General features: G+C 68.3%; 18 protein-coding genes. 10 read left to right on the top strand and 8 right to left on the bottom strand.

What is annotated here, in order from left to right; translation table 11 throughout:
* The first annotated feature begins 42 nt into the window (after positions 1-42).
* Positions 43-600, top strand: coding sequence for a TetR family transcriptional regulator (locus tag OG300_RS12225; RefSeq protein WP_405495241.1), 558 nt, complete (start codon positions 43-45; stop codon positions 598-600).
* A 218-nt stretch (positions 601-818) separates the two neighbouring features.
* On the opposite strand, the gene OG300_RS12220 is transcribed toward OG300_RS12225, so the two are convergent.
* Together OG300_RS12220 and OG300_RS12215 are read right to left on the bottom strand one after the other, a co-directional pair.
* Positions 819-1,322 (bottom strand): hypothetical protein, encoded by a 504-nt coding sequence (locus OG300_RS12220; protein WP_405495239.1) that lies wholly within the window; start codon positions 1,320-1,322, stop codon positions 819-821.
* The gene (locus tag OG300_RS12215; protein ID WP_405495237.1) at positions 1,319-2,821 is read right to left on the bottom strand and encodes an alkaline phosphatase; all 1,503 of its coding nucleotides are present in this window, start codon (positions 2,819-2,821) and stop codon (positions 1,319-1,321) included. Before OG300_RS12215 ends, OG300_RS12220 begins: the two co-directional genes overlap by 4 nt.
* Before the next feature lie 262 nt (positions 2,822-3,083).
* On the opposite strand from OG300_RS12215, the gene OG300_RS12210 reads away from it, so the two are divergent.
* The 6 genes from OG300_RS12210 (at position 3,084) to OG300_RS12185 (ending at position 10,036) form a co-directional block, all read left to right on the top strand.
* Positions 3,084-5,483, top strand: coding sequence for a nitrate- and nitrite sensing domain-containing protein (locus OG300_RS12210; protein ID WP_405495235.1), 2,400 nt, complete (start codon positions 3,084-3,086; stop codon positions 5,481-5,483).
* The gene (locus OG300_RS12205; RefSeq protein WP_405495233.1) at positions 5,461-5,859 is read left to right on the top strand and encodes a roadblock/LC7 domain-containing protein; all 399 of its coding nucleotides are present in this window, start codon (positions 5,461-5,463) and stop codon (positions 5,857-5,859) included. Before OG300_RS12210 ends, OG300_RS12205 begins: the two co-directional genes overlap by 23 nt.
* Before the next feature lie 168 nt (positions 5,860-6,027).
* Entirely contained in the window at positions 6,028-8,688 is a 2,661-nt protein-coding gene (locus tag OG300_RS12200) for a nitrate- and nitrite sensing domain-containing protein (RefSeq protein ID WP_405495231.1), read from the top strand.
* The gene (locus tag OG300_RS12195) at positions 8,666-9,091 is read left to right on the top strand and encodes a roadblock/LC7 domain-containing protein (protein ID WP_405495229.1); all 426 of its coding nucleotides are present in this window, start codon (positions 8,666-8,668) and stop codon (positions 9,089-9,091) included. Before OG300_RS12200 ends, OG300_RS12195 begins: the two co-directional genes overlap by 23 nt.
* Positions 9,088-9,465, top strand: coding sequence for a DUF742 domain-containing protein (locus OG300_RS12190; RefSeq protein ID WP_405495227.1), 378 nt, complete (start codon positions 9,088-9,090; stop codon positions 9,463-9,465). Before OG300_RS12195 ends, OG300_RS12190 begins: the two co-directional genes overlap by 4 nt.
* Entirely contained in the window at positions 9,446-10,036 is a 591-nt protein-coding gene (locus OG300_RS12185) for a GTP-binding protein (protein ID WP_405495225.1), read from the top strand. The genes OG300_RS12190 and OG300_RS12185 overlap by 20 nt, the downstream gene beginning before the upstream one ends.
* Positions 10,037-10,102: 66 nt before the next feature.
* Here the strand turns inward: OG300_RS12185 and OG300_RS12180 are convergent, their stop codons facing one another.
* The 4 genes from OG300_RS12180 to mtnA form a co-directional block, all read right to left on the bottom strand.
* Positions 10,103-10,924 carry a class I SAM-dependent methyltransferase gene (locus OG300_RS12180; RefSeq protein ID WP_405495223.1) on the bottom strand — a complete coding sequence of 274 codons (822 nt, stop codon included), beginning with the start codon at positions 10,922-10,924 and terminating at the stop codon, positions 10,103-10,105.
* Between the two features lie 74 nt (positions 10,925-10,998).
* Positions 10,999-11,682 carry an acireductone synthase gene (gene mtnC / locus OG300_RS12175; RefSeq protein WP_405495221.1) on the bottom strand — a complete coding sequence of 228 codons (684 nt, stop codon included), beginning with the start codon at positions 11,680-11,682 and terminating at the stop codon, positions 10,999-11,001.
* On the bottom strand, positions 11,679-12,257 hold the full coding sequence (locus OG300_RS12170) for a 1,2-dihydroxy-3-keto-5-methylthiopentene dioxygenase (protein WP_405495219.1): 579 nt from the start codon (positions 12,255-12,257) through the stop codon (positions 11,679-11,681). The genes mtnC and OG300_RS12170 overlap by 4 nt, the downstream gene beginning before the upstream one ends.
* Before the next feature lie 18 nt (positions 12,258-12,275).
* A complete protein-coding gene (mtnA, locus tag OG300_RS12165) occupies positions 12,276-13,937 on the bottom strand; it encodes an S-methyl-5-thioribose-1-phosphate isomerase (RefSeq protein ID WP_405495217.1) in 1,662 nt (553 codons plus the stop codon).
* Positions 13,938-14,138: 201 nt separating this feature from the next.
* On the opposite strand from mtnA, the gene OG300_RS12160 reads away from it, so the two are divergent.
* Together OG300_RS12160 and OG300_RS12155 are read left to right on the top strand one after the other, a co-directional pair.
* The gene (locus OG300_RS12160; protein WP_405495215.1) at positions 14,139-14,426 is read left to right on the top strand and encodes a hypothetical protein; all 288 of its coding nucleotides are present in this window, start codon (positions 14,139-14,141) and stop codon (positions 14,424-14,426) included.
* Complete coding sequence (locus OG300_RS12155) at positions 14,423-14,836, top strand: hypothetical protein (RefSeq protein WP_405495214.1); 414 nt, start codon at positions 14,423-14,425, stop codon at positions 14,834-14,836. Before OG300_RS12160 ends, OG300_RS12155 begins: the two co-directional genes overlap by 4 nt.
* A 36-nt stretch (positions 14,837-14,872) precedes the next feature.
* On the opposite strand, the gene OG300_RS12150 is transcribed toward OG300_RS12155, so the two are convergent.
* Entirely contained in the window at positions 14,873-16,117 is a 1,245-nt protein-coding gene (locus OG300_RS12150) for a KasA/KasB family beta-ketoacyl-ACP synthase (RefSeq protein ID WP_405495212.1), read from the bottom strand.
* Positions 16,118-16,156: 39 nt separating this feature from the next.
* On the opposite strand from OG300_RS12150, the gene OG300_RS12145 reads away from it, so the two are divergent.
* Positions 16,157-16,726 (top strand): TetR/AcrR family transcriptional regulator, encoded by a 570-nt coding sequence (locus tag OG300_RS12145; protein WP_405495210.1) that lies wholly within the window; start codon positions 16,157-16,159, stop codon positions 16,724-16,726.
* A gap of 4 nt (positions 16,727-16,730) precedes the next feature.
* Here OG300_RS12145 and OG300_RS12140 read toward each other — a convergent pair whose 3' ends face one another.
* The gene (locus tag OG300_RS12140; protein WP_405495208.1) at positions 16,731-17,510 is read right to left on the bottom strand and encodes an alpha/beta fold hydrolase; all 780 of its coding nucleotides are present in this window, start codon (positions 17,508-17,510) and stop codon (positions 16,731-16,733) included.
* Positions 17,511-17,520: the final 10 nt, after the last annotated feature.

Genomic DNA, 17,520 nt, shown 5'->3' with positions numbered 1-17,520 from the left:
TAGGGCACGGTAGCGGACTGTGTCCCCGGTTAGCAATGATCGGTGGTCGCGGTGCGTGCGGATGCCCGACGCAACTATGAGCAGTTGGTGGAGCAGGCGCGAATCGCGTTCGCGGAGTTCGGGGTCGAGGCCTCGCTCGACGAGATCGCGCGGCGGGCCGGGGTGGCCAGCGGGACGCTGTATCGGCACTTCCCCACTCGGCTGGACCTGATCGAGGCGGTGCTCGCGGAGCAGATCGCGGAGTTGGTCGAGCTCGGCCGGGGGCAGCTCGACGCCGAGGACGCCTTCGATGCACTGGCCACCTGGTTGCGCGCCACGCTCACTCATGCGCTGACCTACCGCGGACTGTCCGCGGCGGTGATGAATTCGGCGCTGGATCATGAGGTCGGGCTGGTATCGACCTGGCATGCGCGGCTTTTCGAGGTGGGCGCCGAGTTGCTCGCGAGGGCACGGCGGGCGGGTGTGGTCGCCGCGGAGGTGGACGAGGCCGATGTGCTGAGGATGGTCGGCGCGATCGCGTGGGCGGTTCAGGACACCGCGGACAGCGCCGCCAGGGCCGAGCGCTTGTTCGGATTGCTCGTGAACGGCCTGCGGGCCTAGAACATCCGGTTGCGATTCGTCCGGATTGCCGCGTTTATCCGCCTGATCAGCGAATTCTGTAACTCTTCGCGATCTCCGGGCGAACAACACAGCAGTTCCACCCGAGCACCCGCATCGAGGGAGCTCGACAGCTTCAAAGCCTTACCGGGTGATGTCCGAGCCCGCGCGCGTTTTGAGGGGTGTGCGCGCGGGCCAGCGGAAACCGGTGGGGTCGAAGGTTATTCGTTGACCAGCACGGGGATCGACAACACCACCGCGGACACCGGGTTAGCCGCCGAGGTCGCGGTGATCGTGAAGTCGATGCCGGTGCCGTGGGGTACGTGGACCGCAGTCACGGACTCCGCGTCGGCGTGCTGGAACATGCCCGTGCCGGAAAGTCGGCCCGCGGCATCGTAGAAAGCGGCGTGCACCTCCAGCGCCAGCACATCACTGATGTCGCTGGTGACGGTGAGCGTGCCGTGCACGGTCGATCCATCCAGGCGAGTCCCGGTCACCCGCACCCGATCGGTGAAGGGACCGGGCTCCACCCGCACTTCTCCGGCTGCCGCGATGAGGGCGGCAACGGGAGGTGCGGCGGTCTTCGGCGCGGGCATCGACGGCGCCGGGGCCGCGGTGGTGGTGTTCGGGGCAGGCGCGCAGCCCGCCCCGAACACCACCGAAGCCACGGCCAGCCCACTCAGCAGAGCCGAAACCCGCGTCCGCGCACCGGTTCCCGGGATCACGGCAGCAGCGCCTTGTGCATGGCCGTGTAGAGCGCAGTGTTGTCCTGGCTGGCGGCGAAGACCTGTCCGCCGGGACCGTAGGCGTAGATCGGCACATCCGCGCCGGTGTGGTTGCCCGACAGGTAGGTCAGCCACAGGCTCGCGTCGGGCGAACCGTCCTTGACCTCGGCCGCGTCATCGGGCGTGCGGAAGGTCGCGGGGGCGAAGTTGCGCGGATCCTGTTGGCCCGCACCGTTGACCGGCCCGGTCGAGCGGGCGGCGTCCTTCACGTTGTCCTTGCCGTCGCGCGACGGGCGGCTGTTGTTGGCCGCGTTGCCGGTGTCCACATTGGTGGGCGGCGCGACCGCTTCGGCATTGGTGAAGGTGCTCTTCTCGATGATGTTGAAGCCCGCGCACTCGTGATCGGCGGTCACGATCACCAGGGTGTGACCGTCCTTCTTGGCGAAGTCAACCGCCGCGGCCACCGCGTCGTCGAACGCCTTGACCTCGTCGAGGGTCTGCGCGGCATCGTTGGCGTGCGAGCGCTTGTCGATCTGCGCGCCCTCGATCTGCAGCAGGAAGCCCTTGCTGTCCTTGCGCGCCGCGAGCAGGTCGATCGCCTTGGTCGACATCTCCGCGAGGGTCGGCTCCTTGCGCTCCGGCGCCGACTCGGGCAGCGCGTTGCGGGCATTGGTGACCGTCAGGTTCCCGCGATTGAACAGGCCGATCACCTTCTGTGAGGTCACCGCCTTCAGATCCGCGGCGGTGCCGACCTTCTGGCTGTCCGCGGTCTGCGCCTTGAGCGCCGGATCGCCCATGCTGCCCAGCACCTGATAGCCGTTGTCCTGCAGCGCCTTCTGATCATCGGGTTCGAACCGCGCCATCCCGCCGCCGAGGATCACGTCGGCGGTGTTGTTGCGCGCGATCTGCTCGGCGATCGGGGTGACCAGCGTCTTGTCCGCAGGCTGCGCCTCGTAGCTGCCGTCGGACTTCTTGGGCAGACACGAGGATTCGCTGAAGACCGGTCCCTGGCAGCCCCGCAGCAGCGTGTGGCTGACCATGGCGGCCGGGGTGGCGTCGGTGATCTCGGCGGTGCTGACGTCACCGGTGGCGAACCCGGCGGCCTTGGCCTGCTCCATCAGGGTCTGCACCGGCTTGCCGTAGGCATCCACGCCGATGGCCGCGTTGTAGGTCTTCACGCCCGAGGACCAGGCGGTCGCCGAGGACGCCGAGTCGGTCACGAGAGATGGCTTGGCGCTGTTGGGTTCCACCGCGTAGGTGGCGACCGCGCCCAGGTACGGCAGCTGCTCCATGGCCAGGCGACCGTTCGCGCCGACGAAGCGTTCCCGGGCCGCGGTGACGTGCGAGCGACCCATGCCGTCGCCGAGTAGGTAGATGATGTTGCGCACCTCGTTGCCGGACTTGCTCTCCGACCCGCATCCGGCGACCAGCGTCGTCCCGGCCACGGTGGCCGCGACCACTCCGATCGCGATCGGCCACACCCGTTTTCCGTGCTGCACTGCGTCTCCTCCGTCGTCGCGCCTCCGGTCGCCCGGTTGCGGCCCGTGGTGCCCGGGCGCGCCGAAGGTAACGCTGGAGGTTTGCCCGCATCCGACTCACAGACAACTCACAGCCGTCTCCCAGATGAACGAAATCGGACATTGCTAAAGGCGGTCCCCCGCTATTCCGTGGCATACGGCAGCCGTGTGGCACTGTCAAATCCCGTCCCGCACAAGAGGACTCGTGGCGGCACGCCATTCACGCCGCAGTTACGTTGCAGCGATGCGCTTTCCGAAGCTCGGGGTCAGGACCCGGATCCTGGCCATCGCGCTGGTGCCCAGCCTCGTCCTGGTGATCATCGGCCTCGGCGCGACGGGAACCCTGGTCGATCGCGCCGAGCAGGCCCGGAGCTGGGCCGATGAACTCAACGCCGGTATCGCGCCCACCCGCGAACTCATCGAGGCCGTCCAGCTCGAACGGCGGCTCACAGTGTGGCGGGTCGCGGGTGCCGATTCCGATGTCCGCGCACTGACTTCGGCGCGCCAGCAGCTCGACACCGCCCTGCGCGACCTCGCGCCCGCGCAGTCCCGGCTCGCGCGGCTGGGACCCGAGTCGATGGCCGCCGCGACCGACGCGCTCTCGGATCTGGGCCGCCAATTGGTCGCCACCCGAAGCGGAGTCGACGCCAATACCGTCGCACTGCCGGACGTGTACGCCTTCTACAACCGCATCCCGCAGGTCGTCATCGCCGGTGTCGAGATCGCGCAGCACAGCGCACCCGACGCCGCCACCGCCGCCGAACTCCGCGAGGCCGACGAGGTGCTGCACAGCCTCGAGGCCATGAGCCGCGCCGACGCCCTCGCCGCCGCGCTGGTCGACGGCGACGGCCTCACTCCGGACCTGGGCGCGGAATACCTGAGCCTGGTCGGCTACTACCGCACCCACGTGGAAGGCATGGCCGCCGAACCGGATTCGGGTCGATCGGCCGCCGCGAAACCCCTTGTCACCAGCGCGGCCTGGCAGCAGCTCGGTCAGGTGGAGCCGGTGCTGTCGCAGCACACGCTCATCGACCCGACTGCACGCCGTGCAATTGTGCAGCCACTGCCGATTCCGCTCGCCGACTGGCTCGCGGCCGCCAACGAGGTCAATCGTGGTCTCGCGCAACTGTGGCAGACCGAGAACACCGGCGCGCAGCGGCTGGCCAGCGCGGCCGCCTCGGATACCGCGCGCAAATCCCTGTGGGCGGGTACGGGTCTGGTGTTCGTGGCGCTGGGCGCGATCGCGGTCGCCCTGGTGCTGGCCAATCGCATCATCGGCCGGCTCAAGCGGCTGCGAGACCGCACGCTGGCGCTGGCCGATGAGCAATTGCCCGAGACCATGCGCAGACTCGCCGCCGGTGAACACCTGGAGGTCGACACCGAGGCACCCCGCCTGGACTTCGGCCGCGATGAAATCGGCCAGGTCGCCGACGCTTTCGGGCACGCACACGCCGCCGCCGTCTCCGCCGCGGTCACCGAGGCCCGCACTCGCGAGGGTGTGAAGTCGGTGTTCCTCAATATCGCGCACCGCAGCCAGGTGGTGGTGCATCGCCAGCTGGAACTGCTCGACGAGGCCGAATCCCGGCAGGAGAATCCGGAAATCCTCGACACCCTGTTCCGTCTCGACCATCTCGCCACCCGGGAACGCCGCAATGCCGAGAATCTGATCATCCTGGCCGGTGGTCAACCGGGACGGCAGTGGCGCGATCCGGTCCCGCTGGTCGATCTGGTGCGCAGCGCCGTCGGCGAGACCGCCGACTACACGCGGGTCCGGACCGGGCGTCTGCCAGCGGCTTTCATCACCGGTGTCGCGGTCGCCGACCTGATCCACTTGCTCGCCGAGCTCATCGACAACGCGGCCAGCTTCTCACCGCCCGCCTCGCGGGTCGAAGTCTCGGCCACGTCGGTCGGCCGCGGTGTCGCCGTGGAGGTCAGTGATCAGGGCATGGGTATCCCCGAAGCGGAACTCGCCCGGCTCAATTCGATGCTCGCCGCTCCGCCGGAGCTCGGATTCACGGCCCTGTCCGCCGATTCGCGTCTGGGTCTGTTCGTGGTGTCGCAACTGGCGGGCCGTCAGGGCATCTCGGTGCGCCTGTCGGATTCCGACTACGGCGGCATCCGCGCCATCGTTCTGATCCCCTCGACCATTATCGACGGCGAGATAGCCGCTCCCGATCGCCGCACCCGCGCCCCCGAATTCTCCCCGCCTGTACCGAAACCCGCGCCGGCCGCGCCGGAATTCGACGCATGGGCCGATCTACCCCATTCCGAACCGCCCGGACGCCATCGAATGGCGGCCCCTTCCGGCGATGTCGAACCGACTCGCGCACCCGAGGATTGGGGCTTTATCGGCACCGGTCCCGCCCACACCCAGGTGAATCCTCCCGAACCCGAACCGGACGACCGCCCGGAATTGCCGCGCCGTCGACGGCAGGCCAGCCTCGCGCCGGAACTCGCGCACGGGCCCGGGCCGACCCCACACACTCCCGCACCCGAGCGGGACGCCTCCGGTGCCGAACAGACGCGAGACCTGTTCTCCGCCATCGAGCACGGCACCCGACAGGGCAGGCAGGCCGACCCGGGTCCGCTGCCGCCCGCCACTCCCCCACAGAAAGGCGACGGTGAACACTTCCCCCGCTGGTGATCTCGACTGGCTCCTCGACGATCTGGTCGAAAAACTCGCAGGCGTGCGCTTCGCGGTGGTGCATTCCACCGACGGCCTGCTGCTCGGCCGTAGCGCCACCATGAGCCGTGAGGACGCGGAGCACTTCTGCGCCATGTCCTCGACCCTCTACGGACTTTCCCGCAGTGCCGGACACCGTTTCGACGCAGGTGGGGTGCGGCAGGCGGTGATCGAACTCGAGCGCGCGGTCCTGTTCGTGACTGCCGCGGGCTCGAACGCCTGTCTGGCCTTGCAGACCGGGGCCGACGCGAACCTGGGCATGGTCGCCTACGAGATGAATCTGACCGTGCAGCGGGTGGGCTCTTTCCTGTCCACCGGGCTGCGTCACCACGCCTGACCAGCGATCGAATTCCGCTGTGCCGCCGCCGATTCCCGTCTCACACGGGATCGCGCGGCGCAAATCGGTCGGTTATTCCACCGCAGGCATAACAAGAGATGTCAATCATGCTCCCGCTCAACGGGATCGGCGCCGCGTATGTGACCTACGTCCCGATACGTTGTGCCGATGTTCAGAGCGAGACTCGGTGTCCGCACCCGTGTTCTCGCCATCGCACTGGTCCCGAGCCTCGCGCTGCTCGTGATCGGTGTGGGTGGCGCGGGGTACCTGGTAGTAGAGGGCAAAAACGCACGGGAATGGGCAGATGCGCTGACCGCCGCGGGTGCTCCCACCAGCGACGTCATCACCGCCGTCCAAGCGGAACGATTGGCATCGCTGGTCGAGATGGGTGGACAGGACCCCAATCCGAAGGTCCTGGCACAGGCACGTTCTCGTTTGGACACCGCGCTGCAGAACATGGCTCCGGTGACCGCGAACATGAACAAGCTGGGTCCGCAGTCGGTGACCGGTGACGTGGGCGGGTTGCTCACGCTGACCCGCGCGCTCGCCGGTGTCCGCACGCAGATCGACGGCAACGCCATCGCGATGTCGGATGCCTACTACTTCTACGGCAAGATGCTCGAGTTCGTGTGGATCGGTACCCGCGAGGTCGAGAAGACCGCCCCCAACCCGAAGGTCGCGCTGGGCGTCGCCGACACCCTGCAGATCGTGCAGTCCGCCGAAATGCTCTCCCGGGCACAGGCATTGGGTGAGGTGCTGATCAACGGCGGCACGCTGTCCCCGGACCTGGCCATCGAGTTCTCGCGGGTGCTGGGCACCTACCGCGTCAACCTGGGCGTGCTCGCCGGTGGTGACGGCAGCAGCGGCGACCCGGCGCTGATGGCGCTGCTCGCGGGTCCGGACTGGACCAATATCGTCGCCATGGAGGACGTGCTCATCTCCCGGGCGCTCGACCCCATGACCCTGCCGCCGACCAAGCCGGGCGGTACCGCCCCGGTCGCGCCGCTGATCTTCACCCCGCAGGAATTCCGCGACACCTCCTCGCGCCTGACCCAGGCGATGCTGACGCTGTGGGACAAGGAAAGCAAGATCACCCAGTCCGAGGCCGGCGATGTCGCCGACACCAGCGCCCGCAATTCGGCGCTGGCCGGTGGTGGCATGCTGCTGGTGGCCCTGCTCGCCTTCGGCGTCTCGCTGGTGCTGGCCAACCGGATCATCGGGCGGCTCAAGGGCTTGCGCAACGAGACCCTCGCGCTGGCCGACGAGCAGCTGCCGGAGATCATGGCCAAGCTGCGTGACGGCAAGCCGGTCGATCCGGCCACCGACGCCGCCGTGCTGGACTTCGGCACCGACGAAATCGGCCAGGTGGCAAAGGCGTTCACGCACGCGCACGCCGCCGCCGTCGCGGCCGCCGTCACCGAGGCCCGCACCCGTGAGGGTGTCAAGGCGATGTTCCTCAATATCGCGCACCGCAGCCAGGTGATCGTGCACCGCCAGCTGGAGATCCTCGACGCCGCCGAGTCCAAGCAGGAGGATCCGTCCCTGCTGGACGTCTACTTCCGCCTCGACCACCTGGCCACCCGTGAACGCCGCAACGCCGAGAACCTGATCATTCTCGCGGGCGGTCAGCCGGGTCGGCAGTGGCGAAATCCGGTGCAGCTGCTGGAGATCGTGCGTTCGGCGGTCGGCGAGACCCTCGACTACACCCGGGTGAAGATCGCCCGGCTCCCGGAGATCGCCATCGCCGGAACCGCCGTGGCCGACCTCGTGCACCTGCTCGCCGAGCTGGTCGACAACGCCGCCCACTTCTCGCCGCCGCAGTCGCAGGTGGAGGTGCGCGGCAACGCGGTCGGCAAGGGCGTCGCCATCGAGATCATCGACCAGGGCATGGGCATGTCCGATGAAGAGCTGGTCCGGATCAACGAGGTGCTGCGCAACCCGCCGGACTTCGGCATGAGCACCCTGCCCGACGACTTCCGTCTCGGTCGATTCGTGATGGCACAGCTGGCGCAGCGCAATGGAATCTCGGTGCGGCTCACCGAATCCGACTACGGCGGCGTGCGCGCCATCGTGCTGGTGCCCACCAGCCTCACCGTCGCCACGACCCGCACCGGCGAGATCCCGATGGTGCCGCGGTCGGCCGAACATGTCGCCGACGTGGTGGCAGCCATGCCGCAGCTACCGGCGGCCGAGCGCACCGGATCCTTCGAGCTGCCGGGCCGCTCCTACGACTCGCCCGCCGCGCTGGAGTCGCCGACCGGTGTTGGTGCGGAACCTGTTGCGCCGCATTTCGAACCGTTCGGTCCGTCGACGGGCTCGTACTCCGCGCCCGGCCAGCCGGCCTTCCCGCCGGTCGACAGCGGCTCCTACCGGGCACCCGACACCGGGTCGTTCCCGCAGGTCAACAATGGTTCGTATGCACCGCTGCCGCCCATGTCGTTCGGGTCGGCGCGGCCCTTCGATCCGCCGACCGATCCGCGCTCGCGAGAAGAGCCGGTTCCGGAGCCGGAAGCGGAAAACGGTTTCCGTGCACGTGATTTCGGACGTTCCCATTACACTGGCTCGGACGCCCGGCCCGCGCTCCCGCGCAGGCACCGGCAGGCAAGTCTCGCACCGGAATTGGCGAAGGACCAGCCGACCCCAGAGTCGGAGTCCCAACCCACCCGGACGGCCGAGCAGGCCCGAGACCTTTTCTCCGCCATCGAAAACGGAACCAGGCAGGGCCGCAGGGCCGACCCCGGTGCGTACGGGTCTGAGTCACAAACCGTTTTCGAAGCAACAAAGTCGGATCGACAGGAAGGCGACGGTGACCACCTCAAACGCTGGTGATCTCAACTGGCTACTCGATGATCTGGTCGACCGGCTCGCAGGCGTCCGTCACGCGGTGGTGCACTCCACCGACGGGCTGCTGCTGGGCCGCTCCTCCGCCATGAGCCGGGAGGACGCCGAGCACTTCGGCGCCATGTCCTCCACTCTTTACGGGCTGGCGCGCAGCGCCGGCGGCCGTTTCGACGGCGGCGGCGTGCGCCAGGCGGTCATCGAGCTCGAGCGGGCCGTGCTGTTCGTGACCGCGGCGGGCAGCCACGCCTGCCTGGCATTGCAGGCCACCGAGCAGGCCAACCTCGGCATGGTCGCCTACGAGATGAACCTGACGGTGCAGCGTGTCGGCACCTACCTGTCCACCACGCCCCGCCAGAACCTGGCCGGACAAGGCAACCCCCGACTGTCATGACACCGGGGCCGGGGGAACAGTGGTTCGATGACGCGGCCGGTCCGCTCGTGCGCCCCTACGCACGGACCGGTGGCCGAACCATGGGCGCGGGACATGATCTGGACATGCTCACGGTGGTGGTGGTGCCCAATGCCGCCCCGCCGCTGCGTCGTGTCGAGCCGGAGTACGCGGATATCGTGCGGTTGTGCCGGTTGCCGCTGTCGGTGGCCGAGGTGTCGGCCGCCATGCGGCTGCCACTGGCGGTGACGAAAATCCTTGTCGGAGACCTGATCTCCGACAACATCCTCAACTTCCGGGCCCCGGTCTCCCCCGAGGTCGCGCCCGGTGACCTCAACATTCTACGAGCGGTACTCGATGGCATCCGAAAACTTTGATTCCGCCCAGCCCATGGCCGCCTCGGTGAAGATTCTCATCGCGGGCGGTTTCGGCGTGGGCAAGACCACCATGGTGGGTTCGATCAGCGAGATCACGCCCCTGCGCACCGAGGAGCTCATCACCGAGTTGTCCGCGGGCGTGGACGATCTGCGCGGCGTGGAAGGCAAGACCACCACCACGGTGGCTCTCGACTTCGGTCGCATCACCATCGACCGCAACCTGGTCCTGTACCTGTTCGGCACCCCCGGCCAGGACCGATTCTGGTTCCTCTGGGACGAATTGGCCCGCGGCGCCCTGGGCGCGGTGGTCCTCGCCGACACCCGCCGCCTCGACGGCTCCTTCGCCGCGATCGACTTCTTCGAACGCCGAGGCGTCGCCTTCACCGTAGCCGTCAACTGCTTCGAAGGCGCCCCCCTCTACACCCCCGTGGAAGTCCGCGAGGCCCTCGACCTCGACGAACGAATCCCCGTCCTACTCTGCGACGCCCGCGACCGCGCCTCCTCGAAGAACGTCCTGATGACCCTGGTCGAATACCTCATCGACCGAGCCGCCACCGCCCGCGTGAGCTGACACCTCCCGCAACAGGTTTCGAAGCCCCAGCCGCAATCCGGCTGGGGCTTCGGCAGTTTCGAGAGCCTACGGCGTCGCGACCGATTCTCGGGGAGCTCGCCCCGAGGCACGAACTGTGGGCGGTGCGTAGAACCAGCGCTCCTCGTCCGCCAGCTCGGCCCGTGCGGTGGCGATAACCTGGGGTGAAACCCTGAGCGCCGTCAGGGTTTCGTGTACCTGCGCCCAGGTGAGGCTCCACATTCGTGCCATCTGGGAGCCGCCGCGGAATACGGGGATCTCCACGTTCGCTCGGATGTCGATGAGGCCGAGCGCTTCCAGGTGGGCAGGGAGGTTTCGGGCCCAGGACTGGTTGGCGCCCGCGAGCTCGGTCGAACGGGCGAAGGCTCGCCATACCTCACCGAAGGCACCCGGCATCTCGTTCAGGACGCCGAGACCGTCGCCTTCCTCGAGCAGGAGGATGCCGCCTGGGGCCAATGCGCGGGCCAGTCGGGGCAGGACGGTGTCACGTTGGGCGATGTGCAGGAGGACGAATCTCGTGTGGACGAAGTCGAATTCGTGTTGTGGGAGGTCGTCGGTGGTGAGGTCGAGGCGGGCGACCTCGCCGCCACGGTCGGGTAGGTCGGTGAGGTGGCGTGGGTCGGCATCGACGGCGAGAACGCGACCACCGGGTAGGGCGGTGGCGCAAAGCCAGCGTGCGAATGATCCGCCTCCGGCACCCGCCTCCAGGCAGCGCGAGCCCGCCGTGACGCCGAGACTTTCGGCGAGCGTGATGCTTTCGGGGTCGTAGGCCGCGCCCAGGAGTGCTAGGCGTTCGGCGGCGGAGTCCCATTCGTTGGGCAGTGTGTAGTACGGGTCCTGTGGCGCGGGGCTTTGCGGAGAACCGATCATGAAGAGACGCTAAACCGGTCCGCGCCTCGACTACAGGTAGTCGAGGCGCGGATCATATCGGGTTGTCTAGCGGGTCAATTCGGTTCGACGTCGGTGAAATCGCTGATCCAGCGGTGGTCGCCGCGGGGGGCGTTGGGTTCGCCGGGGCGGGTGACTCCGATGGCTTCCCAGCCTGCTGCCGCTGCCGCGTCCACTTCGTCGGGGTGATCCGACAGGAAGAGGATCTGGTTCGCGGGGATGCCGATGGCGCTGGCGATCTTCTCGTAGGAGGAGGGTTCGCGTTTCGGGCCCGCGGTGGACAGGTCGAAGTGGCCGCTGATGAGCGGGGACAGGTCGCCGCCGCGGGCGAAGGCGAACCAGTCCTTCTGGTTTCGGACCGAGCCGGAGGAGTAGATGTAGAGCTCCAGGCCCGCGTCGCGCCAGGCGCGCAGCACCGGGGGGACGTCCGGGAAGAACTCGCCGTGCAGGGAGCCGTTGCGGAAACCCTCGGCGCAGATGATGCCCTGGGCGGTCTTGAGCGGTTCGGACTTCACATCGGTGTTGAGCCAGTCGATGAGGATCGCGGCCACCTCGGCGGCGTCGGCGTCGGGCCGGGCGGCCTGGACGCGGGTCGCCTCGATGATCGAATCGACTGCGCCGTCGGGGTTTTCGGCCAGCCAGCCCGGCAGGCGGGTGCGGGTGTAGCCGTAGAGCTCCTCCCGCACCGAACTGGTCGGGCTGGTGGTGCCCTCGATGTCGAGTACGACCGCCTTGATCATGCCGGGGCCAGCAGCTCGTCGAGGGTCGGGAAACCACCGGAGATCTGGTCGCCGGTGAAATCGCCGATCCAGCCGTCGGCCTCCTCGAAGAAGCGGACCGCCACGAACTCCGGGCGGGTGCCCATGTCGAACCAGTGCAGGGTGCCCGCCGGAACCGAAACCAGGTCGCCCGCAGTGCAGACCGTGGCGAGTACCTCGTCACCCAGGTGCAGGTAGAAGCAGCCCGCCCCGGCGGCGAAGAAGCGGACCTCGTCCTCGGCGTGCCGGTGCTCGTCGAGGAACTTGGTGCGAGCGGCGACCGCCTTGGCGGGCCACTCCGGATCGCTGTCGTCGGGATGGATGCGGGCGACGTCGATGTGCCGGTAGCGGCCGTCGGCGTTCAATTCGTCGATGCGGCCCTGGTATTCGGCCAGCAGCTCCTCGGTGGAGGTGGCGGCGCTGAAACCTTCCAGCAGCGGCCAGCGCTCGAAGGTGATGCCGCGCTTGTTCAGCTCGGCGGCGATCACGGACTCATCGGTGGTGCGCAGGACGACGTCACCGGCGTCCTTGTCGGACATGATCTGCAGCAGAGTCATCGGGGGTTCTCCTCGGAACTAGTTGTCGCCCACTGGGATTTCACGGTGTCCGGTCAAGGTGGTCAGCTCGCACATCGCCTCCAGGCATTCGGCGCGATCACGCGCCTGCGCCAGGGTCGCGCCCCAGGCGGTGATGCCGTGGCCCGCGATGAACAGCACGGGCGGGGCGTCGGGGTGCTCGCTCAGATACTTCTCGATGTCCACGCCGATCTGCGGGACATCCGCATGATTCGGGAACACCGGAATGTCGATCAGGTCCGGGCGTTCCCCGCCCAGGCCCTTGATCAGCTCGTATCCTGCGAAACGGGTTGTGCTGACCCCTGATCCAGCCGTCTTGATCGACACGGCGGTCGCGTGCGGCGGATGCACGTGCACCACGGCCTCGGCGCTGCGAGTGCGGTAGACAGCGGTGTGGATGGTGGTCTCCGCCGACGGCCGCAGTCCGGCCGTGTGGACCGGCGTCGAATCCGCCACCGTCACGGTGACGGTATCGGTCGCCGCCAGCTCCCCCTTCGGCAACCCGCTGGCGGTGATCACGGCCGTATCCGCTTGGCGCACAGAGATATTGCCCGCCGTACCCGGCATCCACCCGTTCGCGTACAACCCGCGCGCGATCTCGGCGATCTCGGCCCCGGCCGCCAGCGCGGAGTGCGCGCTGATCTCGACCGCCTCCGAGCGCGCCACGGCCGGATCGGTGAGCACGCCGTATTCGGTGACCACGGCGGTCACCAGCTCGGCGGGCGTGACGTCGAAGGCCGGGTTGAAGGTCGCGGTCCCCTCGGGAGCCGTTGTGACGCCGCCGAATCCGGTGACCTCGGCCGAGGCGCGCTGCTCCACCACGATGTCGCTGCCACGCGCGGTGGAGATGTCCCGCGTCGACTCCGGCGCGACCACGATGAACGGAATGCCGTGGTGGCGAGCCGCGATCGCCAGCATGTAGGTGCCGATCTTGTTGGCCACCGCGCCATCCGCGGTGATCCGGTCCGCACCCACCACGACCGCGTCCACCTGCTCGGTCGCCATCGCCCACGCGGCCGCCGAATCGATGGTGAGCCGGTGCGGGATACCGGCTTCGGCCATCTCCCACGCGGTCAATCGCGCACCCTGCAGCAGCGGCCGGGTCTCGTCCACGATCACTTCCGCCAGCGCACCGCGCTGCTGCAACACCCGCAGCGCGCCGATGGCGGTACCCCAGGCAGTGGTCGCCAGCCGCCCGGTATTGCAATGGGTGAGCAGCCGCAACGGCCGTTCGCCGCACAGCTTCTGGATCAGGTCGGCGGCCTCGGTCGCGGCGGCGAGATTCACGCGCGCGTCCTCGGCCAGCATCTCCAGTGCCTCGTCGAGCACGGCCTGCACCCCGTCGGACAGCTTGGCCAGCGTGCGCTGCACACCCCACGCCAGATTGACCGCGGTCGGCCGGGCATCGGCGATCCGCGCGGCCTCCGCACGCACCTGCGCGATGTCGACCACACCGTCGGCGGTCGCCGCCAGCGCCGCGATCACCACACCGAACGCACCCGCCACCCCAATCGCGGGCGCGCCGCGCACAGCCAGGGATTTGATGGCATCGATGACCTCGTCGACCGTCGTGATCCGCAGCTCCCGCAGTTCGTGCGGCAGCGCACGCTGGTCGATGGTGACGAGCGCACCGTCAACCCACGCGATCGAACTCTGATCCATCTAGTTCTGTCCTCTTGACTGGTAAGGGTCATCACGCCCGCGGCTGCGGGCACACTCCACCGTATCGAACTCGGATCGACGCCTGACCGGCAGGTTTCGGATCAGCGGAATCCGAATCGCCCGTTCGGAAGTCATCGAGGCCGAGTGCTGGTATCGAGGTGTCAGCTCGCGTCCCGATACATACCGCTCTACTATCGCGGTATGGCGAGAGAGCGTCGCACCCGCAAGATCACCGTGACGATGCCGGAGGAGATCGCCGCCACCCTCGACGATTGGCGCCGGTCCGGACGGATCGCCTCGGTGTCGGCGTTCGTCGCCGAATCGGTGAAGGCCCGCGTCGATCGCGCCGAATCCCTGGCTCGGCTGGAGAACGCGCTCGGCGGGCGACCGCCGCTGGATCTGATCAACCGCGCCCGGGCGGTACAGGGGTTGCCACCGTTATCGGAGGAACAGGAGGACGCCGCGGGCGACCACGCCGGCGCGGCGTGACCCCCGTCGGCCCGACGCTCGGTGGCGTCGTCTTCGATACGGCCGCACTCACCGCCTGGGCACACCGCGTGGCCTACGTCCAATCCGTGGTCTGGGCGACCGCGGATGCCGGGCACACCATCATCATTCCGGCGACCGCGCTGGCCGCGGCTCGCGCGCTGATTCCGCCGGGACGCTTGGACATTCTCTCGGTGCTGCTGGATCTGCCGAATACGGTCATCCAGCCCCTGGACCGGTCGGCCAGTGACTCTCTCGGCGACACCCTCGCAGACCGGATGGACGCCGACGCCCTGATTCCGGCCGGGCACGCCACGCTCGAGGCAGTCAGCCGGGATTGGCCGTGTCTGACCGATCGCCCCGACACCCTGCGCAAACTGGATCCCCGGGTTCAGACCGACAAGCTGCCCTAGCCCGATCGGGCTGGGGCGCAGTCGTTTTCGAGGGCTTCAGGCGCGACCCAGGGCGAGAGTCACATTGTGTCCGCCGAAGCCGAAGGAGTTGCTCAGGGCGTATTGCACCTCCTGATGCCGTGGCTTGTCGGCCACCACATCCAGCTCCACACCGGGGTCAGTGTGCTCGAAATTCAAAGTGGGCGGGACGATCTGCTCCGCGAGGGTGCGCAGCGTGAGCATGGCCTCCAAGGCGCCGACCGCGCCGATGGAGTGCCCGAGCGCGGACTTCGGGGCGTACACCGACGCGTGCGGTGTGACGGCCATGATCGCGTTGGCCTCCGAGGCGTCACCGACCTGGGTGCCGGTTGCATGGGCATTGACATGGCCGATATCGGTGCCGGTCAATCCGGCTGTGGCCAGGGCTTTTCCCATGGCGCGGGCCGCGCCGTCACCATCGGGCGCGGTGCCGGTGATGTGGTAGCCGTCGGAGGTGATGCCCGCGCCGAGCACCCGGCCGAGAATCCGCGCCCCACGCGCCCGTGCGTGCGCATCGGACTCGAGCACCAGCAGCGCCCCGGCCTCGCCGAAGACGAAGCCGTCGCGGGCGGCGTCGAAAGGCCGTGAGGCGCGCTCGGGTTCGTCGTTGCGGGTGCTCATGGCCCGCATCATGGCGAAACTGGCGATCGGCACCGCGTCGATGTGCCCCTCGACGCCGCCCGCGACCACCACATCCGCCTCGCCCGTGGTGATCAGCCGCCACCCGTGCGCGATGGCCTCGGCGCCGGACGCGCACGCCGAAACCGGTGCGTACACACCGCCTTTCGCGCCGATCTCCAGGCCGACTGTCGCGGCGGACCCGTTCGGCATGACCATGGGCACGGTCATGGGCGGCACCTTGCGGTAGCCGCCCGCGCGCATCACATCTACGGCGTGGATGAGCGCGTCACCGCCGCCGAGTCCGGTCCCGACCGCCACGGCCAGGCGTTCCGGCTCGACCTCGGGCGTTCCGGCCTGCTGCCAGACCTGCCGCGCCAGCACGATGGCCAGCTGCTGCACGAAGGACATGCGCCGCTGCTCGATTCGGGTCAACTGCTCCCCCGGCGGTGCGACCAGGCGGCCGCCGATCCGCACCGGCAGGTCGTGGGCGGTCACGAAATCATCGGTGAGCAAGCCGATTCCGCTGTCTCCGGCCAGTAGCCGCGACCACGTGGTTTCGAGATCGGCCCCGAGGCAGGTCGTGGCCGACATGGCGGTGACGACCACCGACGGCCGAGTTTCTGTAGCAGTTGTTACACCCATGTCGACATGGATACCTGTAGCACCCGCTACAGTCAACCCGTGCCGCGCCCACCCGACCACGCCCGCCGCGCCGAACTGCTCGCCGGCGTCATCGCCTACATCGCCGATCACGGCCTGGCCGAACTGTCGCTGCGCCCGCTGGCCGCATACCTCGGGACCAGCTCCCGCATGCTCATCCACTACTTCGGCACCAAGGAGCAGATGCTGGTGTCCGCCTTGGAAACTCAGCGCCCCGACATCGCGGCACTGTTCGCGGGCATCGACACTCCGGAGGAGTTGCGGTCGCGACTGTCGGTGTCGTTCACTATCAATACCGCCGGGCAGGGCAGCACCAGCTTGCGGGTGCTGTTGCAGGTGCTGGGCGCGGCGACCGTGCCCAGCAGCCCTTTCAAGACGTACGCCACCGCCGCCATCGAGGTCCTCGTCGAAGCGATGGCCGATTCGCTCGCGCGCATCGACCCCGATATCCCGGATCCCCGAGCCTCCGCGACACTGCTGATCTCCGGCATGCGTGGGCTGATCATGGACTGGTGGATCACCGGCGACACCGACCGCATCGACAGCGCGGTCCGGCTGCTGACAACCCACGCCGTCCTGACGCGAGAGTGACCGGCTAGCGGAAGAATTCGCGCAACGCGGCCGCGACCGGCGTGAAATCGTCGGGGTTGTGATGCAGTCCTTCCAGCAGCGTGAAGCGTGAATCCTGGAGGGTCGCATCGAGTTTCTCCGTGAGCTCTTGCCCGTACGGATCACTGGCGGAGCCGCCCAGTAGCAGGGCCGGTGTGGCCACGGCCGACCAGCGGTCCAGGTCGGGATCCATCGCGGCGAGGCATTCGAGGTCGGAGACCAGCCCGGTTGCGCGGTGCGCCATGGCCACTCCTATCCCACGCAGGATGTCGGCCGGGGCGGGTTCACGGAGGATGGCCCGGAAGAACTCGAACACCGCGTCGGCGGGCCGGTGATCGGCGACGAGCTCGCGAACCTGGTCCAATGTCGGTCCGAGTGGGCCACCCGCGAAGGCCAGGGGCGCCTCGTACAACGCGAACTTCCGGATATTCGGAATGCCCGCGGCGAGTGCCTCCAGCGTGACCAAGCCGCCAGCCGAGTGCCCGAACACGAAACTCGGACCGTCCTGCCGTTCGAGAATCGCGGTGAGATCCTCCACCTGCCGGGCGAACACCCGTGGCTGCGTGCCGTTTTCGCTCGGCTCGTAGTCTCGGCGACCAACTACGACCACGCGGTAATCGTCCGCTAGCTTTTCGGCCAGCGGGTGATACATCTCGGTGGTGACCAGGGCGCCGTGCAGGACCACCAGCGGCGGCCCGTCGCCGAGGGTATGGAAGACGATGCGGGTGCCGTCGGCCGAGGCGACGCTGTCGGTTGTTGTCCACATGCCACTACTG

This window comes from Nocardia sp. NBC_00511, from assembly GCF_045161165.1.
Lineage (GTDB): Bacteria > Actinomycetota > Actinomycetes > Mycobacteriales > Mycobacteriaceae > Nocardia.
This window is presented reverse-complemented; position numbering and strand designations above follow the sequence as displayed.

What these genes read in the sequence shown, in the direction of transcription:
- OG300_RS12170 (WP_405495219.1), bottom strand. Translation starts at nt 12,257, where the DNA reads ATGACTCTGCTGCAGATCATGTCCGACAAGGACGCCGGTGACGTCGTC.
- mtnA (WP_405495217.1), bottom strand. Translation starts at nt 13,937, where the DNA reads ATGGATCAGAGTTCGATCGCGTGGGTTGACGGTGCGCTCGTCACCATC.
- OG300_RS12160 (WP_405495215.1), top strand. Translation starts at nt 14,139, where the DNA reads ATGGCGAGAGAGCGTCGCACCCGCAAGATCACCGTGACGATGCCGGAG.
- mtnC (WP_405495221.1), bottom strand. Translation starts at nt 11,682, where the DNA reads ATGATCAAGGCGGTCGTACTCGACATCGAGGGCACCACCAGCCCGACC.
- OG300_RS12180 (WP_405495223.1), bottom strand. Translation starts at nt 10,924, where the DNA reads ATGATCGGTTCTCCGCAAAGCCCCGCGCCACAGGACCCGTACTACACA.
- OG300_RS12150 (WP_405495212.1), bottom strand. Translation starts at nt 16,117, where the DNA reads ATGGGTGTAACAACTGCTACAGAAACTCGGCCGTCGGTGGTCGTCACC.
- OG300_RS12210 (WP_405495235.1), top strand. Translation starts at nt 3,084, where the DNA reads ATGCGCTTTCCGAAGCTCGGGGTCAGGACCCGGATCCTGGCCATCGCG.
- OG300_RS12140 (WP_405495208.1), bottom strand. Translation starts at nt 17,510, where the DNA reads ATGTGGACAACAACCGACAGCGTCGCCTCGGCCGACGGCACCCGCATC.
- OG300_RS12200 (WP_405495231.1), top strand. Translation starts at nt 6,028, where the DNA reads ATGTTCAGAGCGAGACTCGGTGTCCGCACCCGTGTTCTCGCCATCGCA.
- OG300_RS12190 (WP_405495227.1), top strand. Translation starts at nt 9,088, where the DNA reads ATGACACCGGGGCCGGGGGAACAGTGGTTCGATGACGCGGCCGGTCCG.
- OG300_RS12185 (WP_405495225.1), top strand. Translation starts at nt 9,446, where the DNA reads ATGGCATCCGAAAACTTTGATTCCGCCCAGCCCATGGCCGCCTCGGTG.